Consider the following 20,574-nt stretch of genomic DNA (forward strand, 5'->3'; position numbering starts at 1 on the left):
AATCTTGTCCTATCCTTGAATTATATCATGAAAAAAAGCTGGAGTAATACCAGCTTTTTTCTTCAATATTAGTTCGTAACTTTAAACAAACGAATACTTTCTTCATATGCAACTTGGAGTTTCTTTGTAATCGGTCCTCTTTCGCCGTTCCCGAACTGCTCGTCACCAATTTGAACGACTGGGAATATTTCAAGTGGCGTCGCTGTGAAGAAGCATTCATCGGCCTCATACACTTCTTGAAGTGGAAATTCTCTTTCTTCTACTTCAATATGTAACTCTTTCGCTAATGTAATAACATAGTGACGTGTAATGCCGTGTAGAATGAAATTGTCAGCCGGATGTGTAATCAATTTATTATTTTTCACCATAAAGAAATTTGAATGACACCCTTCCGTTACAATTCCATCTCGTACTAATATCGCTTCTTGATAGCCTTGTTCGTTTATTTTATTTTTAATCATAATATTAGGTAGCAGGTTTAAGGATTTTATATGACAGAACTTCCAGCGTATATCCTCTTCTACAGTAACTTTTATTCCTCGTTCCATAGAAGCAATTGGTCGTGGAAAAGAAACAATGTTTGCAAAATATGTTGGTTGCATATTTGACTCATATACATGATTACGTGCTTGAACCCCTCTTGATATTTGCAAATATACATTCCCATCTTCCTGAAATTTATTTTTTTCAATCATTTGATATAACTCTTCCATTAACTCTTCCTTAGTAAACGGTGGAATTAATTTTATTTCTTCCATAGAATGAAAGAATCGTTCTAAATGTAAATCTAATAAATGTGGCTTCCCATCATATAGTCTGAATACCTCGTATATACCATCACCAAATTGAAAGCCTCTCTCCTCTAATGGAATCATCGGCTGTTCTTCCTTCGTATTTACAATTCTTCCGTTAAATAAAATCCAATCTTTATGAGTAGCTTTCATTTATTCCCACTCCTTTATTTCATGATTGTTTTAATTGTACAACTTATGCACGATCAAAAAAAGGAATTTTCTGTATTTTAACAAAATAAAAATTGCATCACCTATTTAAAGTGATGCAATTTTTATTTACTTCAGAAAATATTTTTCAATATCATCTAACATAAGATTTGCAGCTACAATACCACCTGCTGTATTCCAAATCACTTCATCTACTTGGAATACTTTATTCTCTTTAGAAGCCTGCAGTTGTTTAAAGAGTGGATCTTCTGTCCATTCTTTTGCTAATGTATTTCCTTCATTATTCTTATCCGCGTCTTTATCAGATGTGAAATAGAATAAATAATCCCCGTCCATATTTGGAATTTGCTCTTTTGTAATTCCTTTAATTGCAAATTCATCTTTATCTTGTAATGGTGGTCGTTTAAATCCAATATCATTTAATACAACACCTGAGAATGAATTTTTTTGATAAATACGAACGTCACCAGGGACGAAACGAATAATAGAAACTTTAGAGTTAACTTTATCACCTAATTTTTCTTTTATTCCTGCAATACGCTTTTTATAATCATTAAGAGCATTTTGCCCTTCTCTTTCTTTATTTACAGCTTTCGTATAAAGTGTAAAGTTTTCTTTCCAATCACCGCGTAATGTTTCAGCATATACTGTTGGCGCGATTTCTTTTAATTGTTCGTATATTTTTTCGTGACGCATTTTATTTCCGATAATTAAATCCGGCTGAAGCTTCATTACTGCTTCTAAATTAATGTCACGCTCAGTTCCTACTACTTTCGTATTTTTTAACCCTTTCGCTAAATGAGGATACCATTCATCACCAGCTCGTGGTTTCGTCGTTCCAACCGGCGTTACTCCAACAGATAAAAGTGCCTCAGCGCCCTCATTTGTTAAAACAACAACTCTTTTTGGCGTACCATTTACTGTCGTTTCGCCCATTGCATGTTTTATCGTATACGAATCTTTTGCTTTAGCTGATGTCTCATTTTCTTTCTTCTCTTCTTTACTACACCCTGCGATTATGATCGTTAGTAGCATAACGCAAAATATAAGTATATTTTTAGTGCGTGTCATAAGTCCTCCTAGTTGAAATTGATTATCATTTACATCTTAAAGATTAATGTATATCTCATACATTGTCAATAGATATATCAGAAAACTTTTTCAATATATATAATTTAGACCTCATTTTTATTCAAACTATTTTTATATTTATTTGCTACTCACATTTTTTATTCGTAACATGTGAAACATAAATGGACATAAGAAAGTAATTGTAAATCCAGTCAATACATAACGTAAATAATACATATCAGGTATGACTTTTTTTAATAGGAGCTGTACCACTAACAAAATACTAAGACCCAATACTGTTTTTACCACTTGCATTTTAAAATCATTACTTTCATTCATATTAATAAAATGATTCTCTAACATGATACCAATCGTAGAACCTGTCAAAACTCCTAGTAATTTAAGATTATCTACTTGGCTTGTCATAACATACATAATGAGTGAAACAGCCAATATAATTCGTTGTAACAATATAAATTTCCTATCACTTAATCCCATTGTTACCTTCGTATATAAATAAACAACTATGACACTAAATAAAACGGCACCTATTATATCACTGAGCCAATGTACACGTAAATATAGACGAGAAATAGAAACTAATATAATAAAAACAATACCAATCATCCAAATGATTCTCTTTTTACATAAAATCATAAATGAACCCCAAAACGTTGTTGCTAACTGCACGTGTGTACTTGGGAAAGAATAACTTGCAGCTGATTTTTCATATAAAGATTGAATTCCGTCGTATGTATACGGTCGCGGAATTTTCATAAATTCTTTTATCACTATCCCTATATATCCAGAGAAACAAAGCATAACAATCATATGAAATGCTTTTCTTTTAGAAACGCACCAATACGAAATTGAAATAACAATTAAATATAATGTTTCATTTGCAATAATAGATACAAGTTTAAAAAGTGCTGTAAGTACACTTCCCTCCAGACTGATCATCCATTCAAGAAATAACATATCAATATTAAACATACAAACACGATACCTCCCTAAAATTTAATTCTGCTATTTTTTAGCACTTCATATAAAGTGAAACTTTAATCAGCCCTAACCAATCGGACTTTTATGGGCAGCCCAATCCCCATCTAACTTCTTTGCTTTCGTTGAATTTTGAGGTGTGGGTCTTACTGCCCATTAAAGCGAGACAAACTAGTTGATTAACATTTCCAATTTATACACCCACTTACGTTACAGATTAAGAATATATAGTACCACATACTAAAAACAGATAATATGTTAAATCCTCTAATCATTTTTATAAATTTCAATGGAATTTTGAGTTTTATATACAAAGCCATTACAATTACAAATTAAAAAACCGCCTTATGTAAGGCGGTTTCTATCATTTTGTTTTAACCAATTTAAAATAAATATATACGATTGATAGTGAATATAACGTATGCAAAATAAAAGAAATAAAAGGGCTATTCCAGTGGTACTATACAGCAAACCAAACTTCAAAAAAATATTTAACAGCGGTGGAAAGTTCGTTATGTTTTGTAATGTAAGTAGCATACAAAACAAAAGGAAAAACACTGGGGCATATTGTAATTCATATGGCTTTCTCTTCTTATTCATTCTTTTTCGAATAAGCATATGGCTTAGCTCCGCTACTAAAAAACATCCTCCAATTAATACAAGACCAGAAGTCATCGTCATACACCCACCTGCCTTATATTTATCCCGCATAACTACTCATCGTTATATTTTCTTCACATATATTCCGTCTTCCACATTAAATCCAAAGCTCTCTATGAAAGATTTCGCTTGTTCTGTTAATTCCGTTTGTAATACCTTTATCTCTTTCACATTTCTTTCTTTCATCATCATTTCAAATGTAAAATACGTATTTGTCCCATAACCGTAACTTTGATAATCAGAGTGAATAATTAACTGAGATAAAACCGCAGTCTCCCCTTGAACACGATAATCTATTACACCAATATATGTATCATCGACTTTCACACAATACTGTACCTGTTTCTCACTTAAACTATGTGAGTAAAACATTTCTTTAACAACGCTTTCATTTTCTACAGTTACTTTTTCAAACGTAATCATATGTTGTCCATCCTTTTACTATTATTGTATCAATAATACGTCCTATTTATGAAAAAAACCTTAAGACCATATGCGATCTTAAGGTTTTTCTAATTAAACTAAGCTATACGCACGTTTCGTTTCTTCGTGGAACTTATTCGTATCGTATTTATGCTCAACATAAATTTGATGCCATACCATAAACGCAAGTACAGTCCAAATTTTACGGCTATAATCGCCTTTATCTGCACAATGTGCTTCCAGTAAGTTTAATACATACTGTTTGTCGATTAAATGCTCTGTTTTACTCTCGTTTATAATATTGATAGCCCAATCATGCATTTCGTCTTTTAACCAGTGACGAATTGGTACTGGGAATCCAAGTTTTTTACGATCTAATACGTGATCTGGAACGATTCCGCGTGCTGCTTCACGTAAAATAGCTTTCGTAGTTCCGTTAGCAATCTTAAATTCAGTTGGAATTTTAGATGCAACATCGAATACTTCTTTATCTAAGAACGGTACGCGAAGTTCTAATGAGTTCGCCATTGTCATTTTATCAGCTTTTAATAAAATGTCACCGCGTAACCAAGTGAACATGTCAATGTATTGCATTTTGCTTACATCATCATAATCTTTAATTTCGTTATACAATGGTTTCGTGATATCCATATAGTTAACACTTTCATTGTAATACTTCATTAATTCAGCTTTCTCTTCTTCACGGAAGATTTTCGCGTTTCCATAGTAACGCTCTTCAATTGGCGTACATCCACGCTCTAGGAAGCTCTTTCCTTTAAAGCCTTCTTTAAGAGCACCACTTAGTGCTTTTAGAACGCTCTTACCTGGGCTAGGAATGTAAGAGAACATTTTCAGTGAGTTTGGCTCACGATAAATGTTATAACCACCAAATAGCTCGTCTGCACCTTCGCCTGAAAGAACAACTGTTACATGCTTACGTGCTTCTTTTGCAACGAAGTACAACGGTACAGCTGCTGGATCTGCTAAAGGATCATCCATATGCCAAATGATTTTTGGGAACTCATCCATAAACTCTTTCGCTGAAATGAATACGTTATGGTTTTTAACACCTAATTTCTCAGCAGTTTCTTTCGCAACATCAACTTCACTGAAACCACGTTGCTCAAAACCAACAGAGAATGTTAAAAGATTTGGATTCATTTCTCTTGCGATAGAAGCGATGATAGATGAATCGATACCACCAGATAAGAATGAACCTACTGGTACATCACTGCGCATATGCACTTTTACTGAATCATATAACACATCACGAATTGCTTGGATATGCTCCTCTTTCGTTGCACTTGAAGCATTGAAATAAGGTTTCCAGTAGCGATGGATTTCCATCTCTTTACCGATTTCTTTTACGAAATAATGACCAGGTTCGATTTTATTAACATCAATTGTTAATGTTTCTGGCTCTGGACCATATTGGTACGTAAAGTAATGTTGTAATGACGTTGGGTTAACGCCTTTATCTTCCATCACATGCATAATACTTTTCTTCTCAGATGCGAAGAATGTAGTATCACCTTGTTGTGCGATGTATAAAGGTTTAATACCGAAGTGGTCACGTGCACCGAAAAGTTTCTTTTCTTCACGATCCCAAATCATAAATGCAAACATACCACGAAGGTAGTCTACACATTTTTCTTTCATATGTGCATACAATGCAATGATAACTTCTGTATCAGATTGCGTTGCAAACGTTGCACCTTTTTCAAGTAACATTTCACGTAATTCTACATAGTTGTAAATTTCACCATTAAAAATAATTACATATCGATCATTTTCATAAGTTAGCGGCTGATGTCCTGCCTCTAAGTCAATGATACTTAAACGGCGGAAGCCAAATTGTACATGCTCATCACGAAAATATCCTTCGTCATCTGGACCACGGTGGAAAATCATCGTGTTCATATTTTCAAATTGATGTTTTTCTGTTTCTGAAAACTCTCTAGGGTTTTCACATAAACATCCTACAAAACCACACATACTTCTTACCCTCTTTCAGTTTTCATTCTGTCTCTATACTACTATATCAACCCTATTTATACTAGCATAATCAACTGAATATGGCGACCAAAAACTATAAAAAAATCACTCCATTTCACATTTTTAACAATTTTTTATGAAAACATGAAAATTAGGCAATCACCTTTCTCCGCTTTTGTCATATGATATTGCAAATTGATTTCTAGGAGGGAATACCATGAGTGAAGAAAAAAAAGACTCTTCTCGCCCACCGGTTCGCAATTATTTAAAGCAAATTGATGATTTCTTCGAGCAAACACCACTTCGCAATGTAATTGCTGATTTAAATCATTTTTTCCAAAAAGGAAATCGTTTATTAACATTCCCTGTAGATTTATATGAAGTTGGTGAAGAACTCGTTGTTACAGCTGAACTACCAGGTATACAAAAAGAACAAATTCAAATTGAAATACAAAGTGAATACTTAAAAGTCTCTGTAAAAGAAGAGATACTTGAAGAGGCTGAAGAAGAAACTTCTCATAACTATTATCGCCGAGAACGTTCTATTTCAGAAGCATCCAGATTAATTAAATTACCGTACTCCATTAATAAAAAAGCAGCAAAAGCTTCGTATCAAAATGGCGTGTTAGAAATTCGGGCTCCAAAACTTCCACAGCAACATGACATTTTATCCATAGATTAATGTAAAAAAGAAGGGTGCTTTAATCTGCACCCTTCTTTTTATTCTGCTAATCGCTTCATATCACGTATAATGTCCTCATACGGCGTATTACTAATGCCACTGTACTTTTTCATTACTTTTCCGTTTTGATCAATTAAATAAAATGACGTACCATGTATCACTTGACCATTTTCAGGTTTATCTACAAGTGATTGGAAATTATCTTTTGAAAACTTTGTAATATCTTCTAACGAATAACCTGTTAACAGGTTCCAGTTACTTGTATCTTCTGTAAACTTTTGAATGAAAGCTTTCAAGTTTTCTGGCTTATCAAGGTCAGGATCTACGCTAAATGATACAAACTGAACATCTAATTTCTCTTCCTTTGCCATTTTCTGCAATTTCGCCATATTAGCAGTCATTGGCGGACAAACTGTTTGACAGTTTGTGAACATAAAATCTGCAACCCAAACTTTCCCTTTTAAATCTTTTGTACCAAATGGCTTTCCATCTTGATTTGTAAATTGGAAAGTTTCTAAATCCCAATTCAATGGTTTACGAAGCTTTGAACCTGATCCACTACATCCAGCAAGTACAAAGAGACAAAATACAACCATAAGACCAATTACTTTTTGATAACGCTTCATTTATAAACCTCTTTTCTCTATCCTAAATTTAAATAGGTTATGTTTATCATAACAAAAGTTAACACTACGAGAAAATTGTTTACTACATTTGTTCACGAAATCGTACGAATTTACGTATGTTACTTCTTTATTTCAAGCGAATTACTAGACAAAATAATTTTTTTACTATTATTTCTCTAAATAATCGTCGCAAAACTAATTCTATTGTTATTTTTGTAAATGCACCTTCCTGTTTTTTTACAATTATTTAAACATTCATCCATGTTATACACTGTATTCCTTAACAACATTTCGGTACAATACAATTACAACGATTTTAAATGAGGTGATGTTCATGGCAAAGCGCTATGAAAATATGGATAATGTGAGTACAAAAAAATCAATTCGCTCTTTTATACGCTGGCGTAAAGAACGAAAGCAAAACAAAAAAGATTTTTCTTTCTTAGTAGAACAATCACCCGTTAAACAAAGTGCATTTTTGCAAAGTAATATTGAAAAAACGACTGTCACATGGATTGGGCATTCTACTTTTCTTATCCAAACGAATGGACTTAATATACTAACGGATCCAGTATGGGCCAATAAATTGAAGCTAGTCTCAAGACTTACTGAACCTGGTCTTTCTATACAAGAACTACCTAAAATTGATATTGTCCTCATTTCACATGGTCATTATGATCATTTAGATTTTTCAACACTTCGCCAACTTAATGATGACGTATTATACTTAGTACCCATTGGGCTAAAAAAATTATTTACTCGTAAAAAATTCAATAATGTAGAAGAGTATAAATGGTGGGAAAGTACGACTATTGATGATGTTTCCTTTCACTTCGTACCTGCTCAGCACTGGACGAGAAGATCATTATTTGATATGAACACATCTCACTGGGGTGGATGGATTATTAAAAATGACAATGTGGAGGAAACCATTTATTTTTGTGGAGACAGTGGCTATTTCCAAGGTTTCAAAGAAATTGGCAAACGCTTTTCAATTGATATTGCCCTTATGCCAATTGGAGCTTATGAACCAGAATGGTTTATGAAAATATCTCACGTTTCACCTGAAGAAGCAGTGCAAGCTTATTTAGATTTAAATGCTACACACTTTATACCAATGCATTACGGAGCTTTTGCACTCGCTGATGAAACACCTCGCGAGGCAATAACAAGGCTTCGAAATAATTGGAATTTACGTATGTTACCATGGGAACAACTGCATGTACTCTTTTTAGGTCAAACTTTCATTTATAATAGCGAAACACATTATAAGAAAGTGAATGAAAAAATTGAAACATTACATGTGTAACGTAACTACTGATTTTCTATATTCAACATATAATATAGAAAATCATAAAGGGTGTTTTTTATGAATGAATATTTACAGACTCGCTATATCATTAGCGGGAGTGCCTGTATAGCCCTTCTTATTTCTTACTTTCTATTCACATAAAAAAGCTACTTGAAATAAATTTCAAGTAGCTTTTTTATTACTCTGCTAAATACATAAATCCAATTGCACCCGGACCTGTATGAGTACTAATAATAGGCGTTGTAAAGAAAATTTCTGATTTAGCAAATCCACTTACTTTTTCAACAGCCGCTTTTACATTTTCAGCTAAAGGAATTGCTTTCGCATGCGGAATTGCCACAGCTTTTACAACTTTTCCAGCTGTATCTTCCTCAAATAACTTAGCTAACGTTTTTACAATTTGACCTTGGCTACGCACTTTCGTTACAGGGTTATAAACACCATCTTCAAGGCTAGCAATTGGCTTTATATTAAGTAGCGAACCGATAAACGCTTTTCCTTTACCGATACGCCCACCCTTCACTAAGTTTTCTAATGTATCTACTACTACATATAATCGAGTATTCTTCCTTACTTCATCTACACGTTTTAAAATTTCTTCTAGTGAGCGTCCTTCATTTGCCATTTTCGCAGCTTCAACTACTTGATATGCTAAAGCATGTGTAATAAATTGCGAATCAACAACTGTTACTTTTGTGTCGGTCATTGATGCAGCACTATTTGCAGTTGCCACAGTACCACTCATTCCACTTGTCATATGAATGGAAAGTACTTCACTTCCATCTTCCCCTAACTTGTCATACATTTCTACAAATGTACCCATTGCTGGTTGTGATGTTTTTGGTAGTTCCTCTGATTTAATCATTTCTTCAATAAATTCATCTGGTTGTAGATCAACGCGATCTAAATATGTTTGTCCATTTACAGAGATTGATAATGGTAGAACATGGATGTCATACTTCTCAATTACCTCTTGTGATAAATCTGCCGTTGAATCTGTTACAATTTTAATTTTTTGCATATTATATTCTTCCCTTTCCAATACGCTCTCCTTGTTATTATACTAGTATTCCCATTGCTTTCAACAATTTGAAACGAAATTTCATTAAATTAATTATATTTTTATATCTAAAATGAAAAAGACAGAGCTCTTAACCCTGTCCCCACTCTATATCATGCATTTTTTTCAAGAGTATTTGTTTTATATACATTTAAATAATCATTCCACTTCAAACAATTTTGTAAATATTCACGGAAAGAATACGAAAATCTTGGGTGCTTTTGTTTTTGAATTTTTGCAATAAATAATTGAAGACGAGACTGTATTAGAAACGATAATGGATGCTGCGCTTGTAGGACAGGGATTTCAAATATTTTAATACACTCCCCTGTTGAATGAGTGAAATAAAAACTTTTCGTAATCACAATATCAATCCTCTTTTTCATTGGATTTTTGAACTTCTTCTACTTTACGCTGTAACACGTTGTTTAAAGTGGCGACTCCCATGAATACAAAAGTATCCTTAGACAATCTCTGTAGTCCTTATGGTTAGAAGATTTATACTCTATTCATCTTCACCTAATCCATCCCCCACCCTAAATTCCTAATAAGATAAGGACTCGTTATCCGTATATTGCTTAATATATTCAGTATAAACTTATAAAATCGCAAAGTTTGTCTAAATTTTGGAGATTCTATAATTTTTTTCTTCTCTATATTGTATACGTTTATAACTAGAGTATAACAAATAAATAAAAAAAGTGCCTTTATAACGAGGCACTTTTCGACTGAATTTCTTCTTCTCTTTTCTTTTTTCGCTTACTCACAATCTTTGATAAAGCGATACTAATTTCATAAATACAAATAAGCGGTACCGCAACTAAACTATGTGATAAAAAATCTGGCGGTGATATACACGATGCAATGATAATCAATGCTACGTAAGCATACCTTCTTATTTTTATTAGAAATTCCGCCGTCAATAGTCCAATACTCGTTAAAAACATTACTACTACTGGCAATTCAAAAATTACAGCAAATGGAACTGTTAAATTAAGAACAAAATGAAAATACTTTTCTGTCGTAAACATCGTATTAAACATTTCATTACCTATCGTAGTTAAAAAATGAAATAAAAACGGCATTACAACGAAATATCCAAAGCATAAACCTGCAATAAATAATATAGACAATACCGGTATATACATTAACGTCATCTTTTGTTCATTTGGATGTAAACCCGGTTTTACAAATAACCAAATTTGTATAGCAGCAAAAGGAATTGTACAAACGATAGCAAATACTGTAGCAATCGAGAAAAAAATCCACAATACATCACTTGGACCGAGAACAGTTAATTTCATTGGTAAGTCTTTTACAAGCCAAAAATAAATATCCTTCGTAAAAGTAAACCCAACAATTAAAAATAGTACAAAGGATAACACGGTATATATTACTCGTTTGCGAAGCTCAACTATATGTTCTACTACACTCATTTCCCGATCTTCCATCTCGTTCACCACACTTTATTTATCCATTTCGAAGAAAATTCATTACATTTTTTCTTTCTTTTCCTTCTCTTGAAATGCATCATCAGTCAATTCTTTCGTTGATTTTTTAAATTCTTTTAACGTTTCCCCTAAAGCCTTTCCGATTTCCGGCAATTTTTTCGGCCCAAATAAAATAAGTACAGCTACTAAAATTAAAATTAATCCTGGAAAGCCAATATTTGAAAACATTTCTCCATCCCCTTTATTAGTAGATTCCTTGTCCTACTATTGCATAATTTTATTTTGTCAAAAAAGTTTGAAAACGTCAACAAAACCATTACCTTTTGTCAAAAAAATTCAAAAATATAATCAATTATACAAATTTCATTTTCTATTGCTCTTGTGTATGATATGGTAAGGGAAATGACATATTATTTTATAATAGTAGAAAGGATTGGCATTATGACTGAAAAAATGACACGAATGACCCAATTTGTAAAAGAAGAAATTGCAAATGCAATAACACATGGTATCGGTGCCATTTTAAGCATCCCTGCCTTAATCATATTGATTATTCATGCTTCTAAGCATGGTACCGCATCAGCTGTAGTTGCATTTACTGTTTATGGTGTAAGTATGTTCTTACTGTACTTATTTTCAACGTTGCTACATAGCATTCATCATCCTAAAGTAGAAAAAATATTTACTATTTTAGATCATTCAGCCATTTACTTATTGATTGCTGGCACGTATACTCCTTTTCTACTTATTACACTCCGCGGCCCATTAGGATGGACATTACTTGCTATTATATGGACCCTTGCAATCGGAGGTATCATCTTCAAAATTTTCTTTGTACGTCGCTTTATTAAGGCATCGACGCTATGTTATATCATAATGGGATGGCTCATAATCGTTGCTATTAAACCACTTTATGAAAATCTAACTGGACATGGTTTTTCACTACTTTTAGCAGGTGGAATTTTATATTCTGTAGGAGCTATATTCTTCCTTTGGGAAAAGTTACCTTTCAACCATGCCATTTGGCATCTTTTCGTATTAGGTGGTAGTGCGATGATGTTCTTCTGCGTACTCTTTTACGTCTTACCTACAGCATAATAAAAAAGGTTTCAGCTTAATGTAAGCTGAAACCTTTTTTATTACTTATGTAATTGTGATGCGATAACATCCTGTGTATACTTCGTTAACTCTTTAATATCCATAGTCGCATACTCTTCAGGTGTAATCGGCTTAGAAATTGTTACTGTTGCACGAGCTCGCTTCATACGATTTCCATTTGCTTCAAACATTTTATATGTCCCATCTAATGTTACAGGTAAGATTGCTACACCAGATTTTACAGCAAGATGAAAACTACCAGCCTTAAACTCTCCAACTTCCCCACCCTTACTTCTCGTTCCTTCAGGGAAAATTACGATAGAATGTCCATTCTTCAATAGTTCAATCCCATCTTTAATCGCTTGAAGTGACTGGCGGCGATTGCTACGATCCATAAATACACAATTCATAAGTTCCATCCAAGTTGGTACAACTGGGAACTTTTTAATCTCTGCCTTTGAAACGAAGCCAATTGGTTTATTTAAATAACCTAGTAAAACAGGGATATCCATATTACTCTGGTGATTACTTACAACTAGTACCGGCTTGTCTTTCGGAACATTTTCAAGTCCTTTAACTTCTACTGTTCCTCCAGCTACACGTACCATTTTCTTACCAAACCAATTTGTCGTTTTGTACACAGCATTATCTTTTTCTTGTGGCGACATCGTATTTACTTGTCTTTTAAGACGCCACATTCTCGGTGTAATCGCAATTACGATTAAAATTAAATAAAAGATTTTAAAAAACGTTTGAATCATACAGAACCCCCACCTATTATCATTCCGACCTTCATTATACTAGACAAACGAAGGAAAAAGAAGAAAAAATGTCCAAACAACAAGTGTTTGGACATTTTTAAGTATGATATATTAGAAACGTTTTGCTAATTCACGAGCATTAGCAATTGCTGCTTCTTTAATTTCTTGTGCTTTTTCAGGGTTTGCATTCATACCTTCAACTGCAATATATTCAGTATCATTTACACCGACAAATCCTAATACAGTTTTTAAGTGATTGCGTCCGAAGTCTACAGCTGCGTATGCTCCTTCAGAATATACGCCACCTGTTGCTTGAATGTGAAGTGCTTTTTTACCTTCTAATAAGCCAACTGGACCATTTTCAGTATATTTGAATGTTTTACCTGCGATTGCTACGTTGTCTAAGTATGCTTTTACTACTGGTGGGTAGCTAAAGTTCCACATTGGAGTTACAAATACATAACGATCTGCATTCATAAATGTTTCTAAGTTTGTGTTCATTGCTGCAACTTTTTGTTGTTGAGCTTCAGTTAAAGCTTCAAATCCTTCACCTGCTGCAAATTTACCCCAAGCAGCGAATACATCTGCATCGATTGCCGGTACTGTAGTATTGAATAAATCAATTGTTACAACTTCATCTTGTGGATGTTCGTTTTTATAAGCTTCGATGAATGCTTCCCCTACTGCCATTCCGAAAGAACCTTCTGCTGAATTTGGATTTGCTGTAATAAATAGTACTTTTGTCATTGTATTCTCTCCCTTTTCTACATTTTATCTTTAATTTGAGATTTATAATTTGAAAGTAAATAACTTACCTTATGTAAGTATAATACAAAAAGTTTCATTCGATGTCAATAAAAAATAGCTACTTTTTTTTCGTAAGTTAATGATTTATTTTGTTTCCTTAAAATTCAGTATATAGATATTAAGAATTCTTTCATAGAAAAAGGCTAGCTCTACAAATTATAGAGCTAACCTTTTATTACATATTATTTTTGAAATACATGTTTTACTTTTTCAGCTGGAATATTACTTCCGCCTCTACCTTTTACATCTTCAATCATCATAGTAATAACCATATCTGGTGAATTTAAATCAAATGCAGCGAACCAGCCTAGTTCTTTTCCTTCAGCCTCTTTTGATACTTTTAATTCCGCTGTACCTGTTTTTCCAGCAAGAGTCATGCCATCAATTTTAGCAATTTTCCCAGTACCATCTGGATCATTAATTACTTTCGTCATAGCAGTTTTTAATATATCCTGATTGCCTTTTGAAATTACATTCTCTTTCCAAACTTTTGGTTGCTTATCTGTTTTAATAATATATGGAGAAGGTATGTTTCCATCATTAACAATTGGTGCGTACGTTAATGCTAGATGGAGTGGCGTCATTAATACTTGTCCTTGTCCATAACCTGTGTCTGCCATTTGAATATCATTTTTAATACTATCATTTGCGATTTTAGAAGCTGGGAATCCATATTCAATTGGTAATTTCTCATCGAATCCGAATTTTTTCGCTTCACTCATAAATTTGTCTTTCCCGATCTTCAAAGCTTCTTGTGCGAAATAAATATTATCCGAGTATTTCATCGCCTTATCAAAATCAATCGGATTTGCATCTTTTACACGCGTTACATAATAATTACCCCAAGAAGAATCTTTTGTCCATTTCAATCCTTCAATTTTTAACTCTTCTTTTGGATCAATCGTTTTCGTTTCAAGACCAATTGCTGCTGTAATAGGCTTAAATACAGAACCTGGAACTGATAATTGTGTAAATCGATTCGTCATCGGTTTTTTCGGATCATTATTTACCGCATCACGTTGCGCTTTTGACGCCCCTCTTGTAAGGGTATTTGGGTTATAAGCTGGTGTGCTCACAAGTGCAAGTGTTTCTCCAGTCTTTGGATTAATTGCTGCACTTGATCCTACCTCATTTTTCATTTCATTATAAATTTCGCTTTGAACTGCACTGTCAATCGTTAAAGTTACATTTTCTCCATCAACAGCATCTGTTTTTGCTAAATTTTTAATTTCTTTTCCTTGTGCATCTTCTACGAAGACACGACCACCTTTTTTACCGCGTAGCTTTTCTTCCAGTACTTGCTCTAAACCAGCTTTACCTACTGGATCATCTGCTTGATAACCTTTCTTTTGTAACGTTTTTAAATCTTCAGCATTCACTTTTCCAATATAGCCAGTAAGATGTGCGGCTTCTTCTCCTAATGGATATGAGCGAACATTTACTGGTTTTGTTGCAACACCAGGTAAATCTATGTACGTATTTTGTGTTGCTCCTTCAGGCAATATTCCAATTGGTACAAGGTAATTTGGTTTTACCCATTTAGCTGCTAGTTTTTGATCAATTTCTTCGACAGACATATTTAGTAACTTCGCTACCGTTTCTTTCGTTTGCGGAGCTGTATCCCCTAATTTTTCAGGAATCAATCCGATTTCAGAAGCTTTACCATTTACCGCAAGATATTTACCGTTACGGTCATATATTTCTCCGCGCTTCGGCTCTGTCGTTTGCATACGCACTTTACTATCTTTCGTCATACCTGGGAATATAAAATCAGGAGTCCAATCTATTTTCCAAGATTCTTTATCTCCATCCTTTTCTTTCACCATTTTTGCTTCATGGGCAAAATTGATTTTACCACCAACAGTATCCATGCTTACTTTAAAAGGAACAGGACCTTCATCTTTTTTATCTTCTTTTACTTCTCCTGCTTCTACTTTTAAATTTTTCACTTCAATGCCAGAATAAATTTTTTCATATTTCTCAGTGAACTCTTTCTTTGAAATATCTTTTTTTGCCTTTTCTGATAATTGATCATACATTTCTGCAAATTTTTGTTTATTCCATGCTTTTGCATATGTATCAAATGCTTCTTGTGGTTTTTCTTCTTTACCACATCCGACTAACATGAATGTTAAGCAAAGAAAAAGAATCCCCCATATCTTTCTCAATCGATTCTCCTCCTCTTTCTCTCTTAATACTCTTGAAAATTTTAGCATTTTCACATGCTACCTTTCATTATAGCACTATCGAATCTCATCTATAAACCTATATTGATGGATATAAATAAAAAGATTGATGCGAATATTCACATCAATCCTTATTATTATTGTTGCTTTTCATATACATGATAATAGTACGTATACGGATTTTTTTCATCCGTTAAACCTTTTTCAACAAAAACTTCTTTCCAATTTGTCATATCCATTTCTGGGAAGAATGTATCTCCTTCAAATGCATGATGGATTTTTGTTATATATAACTTGTCTACATAAGGTAAAAAGAGATCATAAATTTGTGCTCCGCCAAAAATAAAGATCTCTTCTTCATTTTTGCATAGCTCAAATACTTCTTCTACAGAATGTGCTACTTCACATCCTTCAACATGATACCCTTCATTGCGAGTTACAATAATATTACGTCTTCCAGGCAGTGGTCTACCAATCGCTTCATAGTTCTTTCTTCCCATAATAAGCGGATGACCCATCGTTGTTTTCTTTACATATTGTAATTCACTCGGTAAGCGCCAAGGTAAATTATTATCTTTACCAATTACTCTATTCTCGTCCATTGCGACCATAAATGAAACTATCATCTTTTCATCTCCTCTACAATTACACTGCAACCGGTGCTTTAATTGCTGGGTGTGGATCATATCCTTCAATTGTTAAATCTTCCATTTCAAAATCGAACACAGATTTCACATCTGGATTTAATATAAGTTTCGGGAATGGACGTGGTTCACGTGCCAATTGCTTTTCTACTTGTTCAAAATGATTCGTATAAATGTGTGCATCTCCAATTGTATGAACGAATTCTCCTACTTCAAGTCCACATTCATGTGCAATTAAATGTGTTAGTAACGAGTAACTTGCAATGTTAAATGGAATTCCAAGGAATATGTCACCACTTCTTTGATATAGCTGACAAGAAAGTTTGCCATCTGCTACATAAAATTGGAATAACGTATGACAAGGCGGTAATGCCATACTTGGTACATCTTCAGGATTCCACGCAGAAACAATTAGGCGACGCGAATCTGGTGTTTTCTTAATCATTTCAATTACATCTTTTAATTGATCGAGTGTCTCACCAGCTGTCGTTTTCCAAGCACGCCACTGCTTACCGTATACGTCTCCTAAATAACCATATTTATTTGAGAAATCATCATCTTCTAAAACGTTCTTTTTAAACAATTCCATTTGCTCATCGTACTGAACTTTAAATTCCTCATCTTGTTGTGAGCGAAGACCGAAATCAGTCATGTCAGGACCCGTATACTCGTCACTTTCTACCCAACTCTTAAATGCCCATTCATTCCAAATGTTGTTATTATGCTGCAATAAATAACGAATATTTGTATCACCTTTCATAAACCAAAGTAGCTCACTTGCTACAAGTCGAAACGGCACTCTCTTTGTTGTTAATAAAGGAAAACCTTTACTTAGATCAAAACGCATTTGATATCCAAATACAGATACAGTGCCTGTCCCTGTACGGTCTTCTTTCTTCGTACCATGCTCCATTACATGGCGGCATAAATTTAAGTATTCATTTTCAGCATGTTTCATATGTAGAAAAACCTTCTTTCAAATCTCTAGTCTATATGGATTTTATCATAAATTTAATGCTAACAGATTGAACAAACTAAATTTATAAAAAAACATTTCTATACTTAACAAAATTCTACTTCTGTATGTTCTTACAAAATCTAAATTCATATGCGCCTGAACCTAATTTCATTTCAGGCATATCACTTGACCTCCAATCATCTTCCACTATTCGTAATGTAGCAGATGTATTTGTTGGCACATCAACGTTTAATACTGCTTGTCCATGTTCTACACGCCAATCAATTTTAATTTCCCCATATGCTGTTTCACGCTTAATACAAACCCAATCTAGATTAGAATTAAAATGAGGCTGAATATAAAAATGTTTATATGCTGGTTTTGTTTCATCCACTTCTAATCCAATAATATATCGGTATATCCATTCAACGATAGAACCATATGCGTAATGATTGTACGAATTCATACTATCATTCCAAAGGGTTCCATCCTCTTTCACACCATCCCAATGTTCCCAAATCGTTGTGGCACCTCGTTTCACTTGGTATAACCATGATGGATAATCTTCATGAAATAGAAGCTTACAAGCAAGGTCATGACGGTTAAACTTGCTTAATATTAAATTTAAATACGGTGTTCCTATAAAACCTGTTGTTAAATGATTTTTATTTGCTTTTAAAAGCTCAATTAATCGATTAAATACTTTCTCCTTCACATTATCTTTCACTAGTTCAAAAAGAAGTACTAATATGTGGGCTGTTTGGGTATTTGAAATTAACCTACCATTCGGTGTAACAAATTCATTTTGAAACGCTTGAACAATATTTCCATGTAGCTCAGCATAAAACTTAGCATCTGTATTTTCACCTAAAATCTCAGCAACCTTTCGTAAAAGCGATGTAGAATACGCGTAATAAGCTGTCGCAATAAAATGCTTGTCTGTTCCGCCTTCATATACATCAGGTTTCGTATCTAATGCGAGCCAATCCCCTAAATGATAGCCTGTATCCCATAAATACTCATTTTCACCTTGTGAACGTATGTAATCTATATACTTCTTCATACTGTTATATTGCTCTTTTAAAATGGATACATCTCCGTAATGTAAATAGTGAACCCATGGACAAATAATTGCTGCATCGCCCCAACCGCCAGAAGTATGTAAATCAAAATCCGCTCTTTTCCCAAATGCATCTGGAATAACTAATGGCACAGCTCCATTCACATTTTGATCTAATGATAAATCTTGGAGCCATTTTTTAAAGAACAATTGCACATTCATAATTTGCGTAGCTGTCCCAATAAACATTTGTGCATCTCCTGTCCATCCAAGTCGATCATCTCGCTGCGGACAATCTGTTGGCACATCAAAGAAGTTCCCTCTTTGAGACCACTCCACATTATGATGAAGTTGATTGATTAATGGATTAGACGTTTCAAATGCTGTTGCTTTTTCCATATCTGTATGTAATACACACCCTTCAAAATCTGCTATTTGAGGGGGCTGGGTTAATCCACTTATTTTCACATATCTAAAGCCTTGATAAGTAAAATGAGGTTCAAACGTTTCCTCCTCTTCTCCTTTTGCTATATACACTATTTTTTGTTTTGCCTTTCGGAGATTCCCAGTATAAAAGCAACCGTCTTTATTTAATATTTCAGCATGATGCAATTCTATCTTTTGTCCAGTATAAACATGACGGACTTTAAACCGAACCCAACCTACCATATTTTGCCCCATATCAATAAGCCATTCATGATTGGGTAGTTTTGAAATAGCGATTGGTTTTATAATTTTCACTTTACGAATCGCTTCATTTTCCTGTGCAACAATTATTTGTTTGGAATGCTCAATTACTTCACCATCTTCTAGCACTTGTTCACTTTCTTCTAGCCTAGCGTCATAAACTTCTCCTTCATAAATTTCCGAATACAAAATAGGGCTTGGAGTTACTTTCCATGTTTCATCTGTTACAATTTTTTCTTTCGTTCCATCTTCATACGTGATATGTATTTGAGCAATTATCGCACGTCTTTTCCCGTAATAATTACGTACATGCTGCATAGTAATCGGCCCTTTATACCAGCCGTTACCTACCAGAGTAGAAATATCATTATACCCAATCTTTAATACATGCGTTATATCATATGTTTGATACAATATCCTTTTATCATAACTTGTCCATCCAGGGGTAAAATAACAATCTCCAATACGCTCTCCATTTATAGAAGCCTCGTATAATCCTAAACTAGTCATATATAAACGTGCTTTTTTAACTAATTTTTTAATAGAAAAGCTTTTATGAAAAGACATAACTTGCGTGCGTTCTTTTTTCGCAGCAATCCATTTTCCGCTCCAGTTTTGCCCTTGTAATCCAGTCTCCCAAAATGCTACTTCTGACCAAGGTGATTCTTCTCCGTAATTATCCCATACCTTCACTCGGTAAAAATAGCGTGTTTCCGTACTATATGAAAACGAATTAATTGGTATATATAAACTTTGATCTGTTTCTACCTTCTGTGAATCGAATACTATAGTTTGAAACCCTTTATCCTTCGCAACCTGCAATTGATACGCAAGTTGTTTTACATTTCGTTTACTCGACTCGATTTGCCAACTAATTTTAACAACTTTCGAATCTATACCTATCGGATTATTTTTATTATCACAGAGCAATTTTTTTATTGTTAGCACACTTCTTCACCCTCTTTTCTAAATCTTAATTTAAATTAATTATAATAAAAGTAAAATTCTAAATAAATAATAATTTTATTCATCCTTACAAAATTATTAACTTTCCATATTTAAAAAGGTTTTCATTTTCTATTACCGAAAGTATAGTGCGGTAGAACAAAATTTATATTTGGAGGTTAGAAGT

The 20,574-nt window shown here is 33.6% G+C and carries 20 protein-coding genes; 3 read left to right on the forward strand and 17 right to left on the reverse strand.

Annotation, left to right across the window (positions count from 1 at the left end; all coding sequences use genetic code 11):
• Positions 1-68: 68 nt before the first annotated feature.
• The 6 genes from dat to asnB all read right to left on the reverse strand — a co-directional run bounded on the left by dat (position 69) and on the right by asnB (position 6,110).
• Entirely contained in the window at positions 69-944 is an 876-nt protein-coding gene (dat, locus tag BAQ46_RS18195; RefSeq protein ID WP_000648363.1) for a D-amino-acid transaminase, read from the reverse strand.
• 126 nt (positions 945-1,070) lie between these two features.
• Positions 1,071-2,033, reverse strand: coding sequence for an ABC transporter substrate-binding protein (locus BAQ46_RS18200; RefSeq protein ID WP_061130869.1), 963 nt, complete (start codon positions 2,031-2,033; stop codon positions 1,071-1,073).
• A 138-nt stretch (positions 2,034-2,171) separates the two neighbouring features.
• The gene (locus BAQ46_RS18205; protein WP_071742366.1) at positions 2,172-3,026 is read right to left on the reverse strand and encodes a phosphatase PAP2 family protein; all 855 of its coding nucleotides are present in this window, start codon (positions 3,024-3,026) and stop codon (positions 2,172-2,174) included.
• A 351-nt stretch (positions 3,027-3,377) separates the two neighbouring features.
• Positions 3,378-3,707 (reverse strand): hypothetical protein, encoded by a 330-nt coding sequence (locus BAQ46_RS18210; protein WP_000200476.1) that lies wholly within the window; start codon positions 3,705-3,707, stop codon positions 3,378-3,380.
• Between the two features lie 48 nt (positions 3,708-3,755).
• Positions 3,756-4,115, reverse strand: coding sequence for a GNAT family N-acetyltransferase (locus tag BAQ46_RS18215; RefSeq protein WP_000627529.1), 360 nt, complete (start codon positions 4,113-4,115; stop codon positions 3,756-3,758).
• 93 nt (positions 4,116-4,208) lie between these two features.
• Positions 4,209-6,110 carry an asparagine synthase (glutamine-hydrolyzing) gene (asnB, locus tag BAQ46_RS18220; RefSeq protein WP_000333816.1) on the reverse strand — a complete coding sequence of 634 codons (1,902 nt, stop codon included), beginning with the start codon at positions 6,108-6,110 and terminating at the stop codon, positions 4,209-4,211.
• Between the two features lie 217 nt (positions 6,111-6,327).
• Between asnB and BAQ46_RS18225 the strand changes: the two genes are divergently transcribed.
• A complete protein-coding gene (locus tag BAQ46_RS18225; protein ID WP_001288083.1) occupies positions 6,328-6,792 on the forward strand; it encodes an Hsp20/alpha crystallin family protein in 465 nt (154 codons plus the stop codon).
• Between the two features lie 38 nt (positions 6,793-6,830).
• Here BAQ46_RS18225 and BAQ46_RS18230 read toward each other — a convergent pair whose 3' ends face one another.
• Positions 6,831-7,418 (reverse strand): SCO family protein, encoded by a 588-nt coding sequence (locus tag BAQ46_RS18230; RefSeq protein WP_000833353.1) that lies wholly within the window; start codon positions 7,416-7,418, stop codon positions 6,831-6,833.
• A 334-nt stretch (positions 7,419-7,752) separates the two neighbouring features.
• On the opposite strand from BAQ46_RS18230, the gene BAQ46_RS18235 reads away from it, so the two are divergent.
• Complete coding sequence (locus BAQ46_RS18235; protein WP_046197521.1) at positions 7,753-8,727, forward strand: MBL fold metallo-hydrolase; 975 nt, start codon at positions 7,753-7,755, stop codon at positions 8,725-8,727.
• 181 nt (positions 8,728-8,908) lie between these two features.
• Here BAQ46_RS18235 and BAQ46_RS18240 read toward each other — a convergent pair whose 3' ends face one another.
• The 4 genes from BAQ46_RS18240 to BAQ46_RS18255 all read right to left on the reverse strand — a co-directional run bounded on the left by BAQ46_RS18240 (position 8,909) and on the right by BAQ46_RS18255 (position 11,469).
• The gene (locus BAQ46_RS18240; RefSeq protein ID WP_025991670.1) at positions 8,909-9,751 is read right to left on the reverse strand and encodes a DegV family protein; all 843 of its coding nucleotides are present in this window, start codon (positions 9,749-9,751) and stop codon (positions 8,909-8,911) included.
• 152 nt (positions 9,752-9,903) lie between these two features.
• Complete coding sequence (locus BAQ46_RS18245; RefSeq protein WP_000629015.1) at positions 9,904-10,155, reverse strand: DUF2535 family protein; 252 nt, start codon at positions 10,153-10,155, stop codon at positions 9,904-9,906.
• A 342-nt stretch (positions 10,156-10,497) separates the two neighbouring features.
• Positions 10,498-11,241, reverse strand: a complete 744-nt coding sequence (gene tatC, locus BAQ46_RS18250; protein WP_000390139.1) for a twin-arginine translocase subunit TatC — start codon at positions 11,239-11,241, stop codon at positions 10,498-10,500.
• 42 nt (positions 11,242-11,283) lie between these two features.
• Complete coding sequence (locus tag BAQ46_RS18255) at positions 11,284-11,469, reverse strand: twin-arginine translocase TatA/TatE family subunit (RefSeq protein WP_000492443.1); 186 nt, start codon at positions 11,467-11,469, stop codon at positions 11,284-11,286.
• Positions 11,470-11,682: 213 nt separating this feature from the next.
• Here BAQ46_RS18255 and trhA point away from each other — a divergent pair, with 213 nt between their 5' ends.
• Positions 11,683-12,339, forward strand: coding sequence for a PAQR family membrane homeostasis protein TrhA (trhA, locus tag BAQ46_RS18260; protein WP_000136887.1), 657 nt, complete (start codon positions 11,683-11,685; stop codon positions 12,337-12,339).
• Positions 12,340-12,380: 41 nt separating this feature from the next.
• Here the strand turns inward: trhA and BAQ46_RS18265 are convergent, their stop codons facing one another.
• From BAQ46_RS18265 to BAQ46_RS18290, 6 genes are all read right to left on the reverse strand, one after another.
• Positions 12,381-13,100, reverse strand: coding sequence for a lysophospholipid acyltransferase family protein (locus BAQ46_RS18265; RefSeq protein ID WP_000616592.1), 720 nt, complete (start codon positions 13,098-13,100; stop codon positions 12,381-12,383).
• 111 nt (positions 13,101-13,211) lie between these two features.
• Positions 13,212-13,847, reverse strand: a complete 636-nt coding sequence (locus BAQ46_RS18270; RefSeq protein WP_000170021.1) for an FMN-dependent NADH-azoreductase — start codon at positions 13,845-13,847, stop codon at positions 13,212-13,214.
• 242 nt (positions 13,848-14,089) lie between these two features.
• On the reverse strand, positions 14,090-16,075 hold the full coding sequence (gene pbpC / locus BAQ46_RS18275) for a penicillin-binding protein 3 (protein WP_001227220.1): 1,986 nt from the start codon (positions 16,073-16,075) through the stop codon (positions 14,090-14,092).
• 155 nt (positions 16,076-16,230) lie between these two features.
• Positions 16,231-16,719 (reverse strand): dihydrofolate reductase, encoded by a 489-nt coding sequence (locus BAQ46_RS18280; RefSeq protein WP_000637198.1) that lies wholly within the window; start codon positions 16,717-16,719, stop codon positions 16,231-16,233.
• A gap of 19 nt (positions 16,720-16,738) precedes the next feature.
• The gene (locus tag BAQ46_RS18285; protein ID WP_000679598.1) at positions 16,739-17,695 is read right to left on the reverse strand and encodes a thymidylate synthase; all 957 of its coding nucleotides are present in this window, start codon (positions 17,693-17,695) and stop codon (positions 16,739-16,741) included.
• Between the two features lie 115 nt (positions 17,696-17,810).
• Complete coding sequence (locus BAQ46_RS18290; protein ID WP_071742368.1) at positions 17,811-20,390, reverse strand: alpha-L-rhamnosidase; 2,580 nt, start codon at positions 20,388-20,390, stop codon at positions 17,811-17,813.
• Between the last annotated feature and the right edge of the window lie 184 nt (positions 20,391-20,574).

Source organism: Bacillus paranthracis, from assembly GCF_001883995.1.
In the GTDB taxonomy this organism is placed as follows: domain Bacteria; phylum Bacillota; class Bacilli; order Bacillales; family Bacillaceae_G; genus Bacillus_A; species Bacillus_A paranthracis.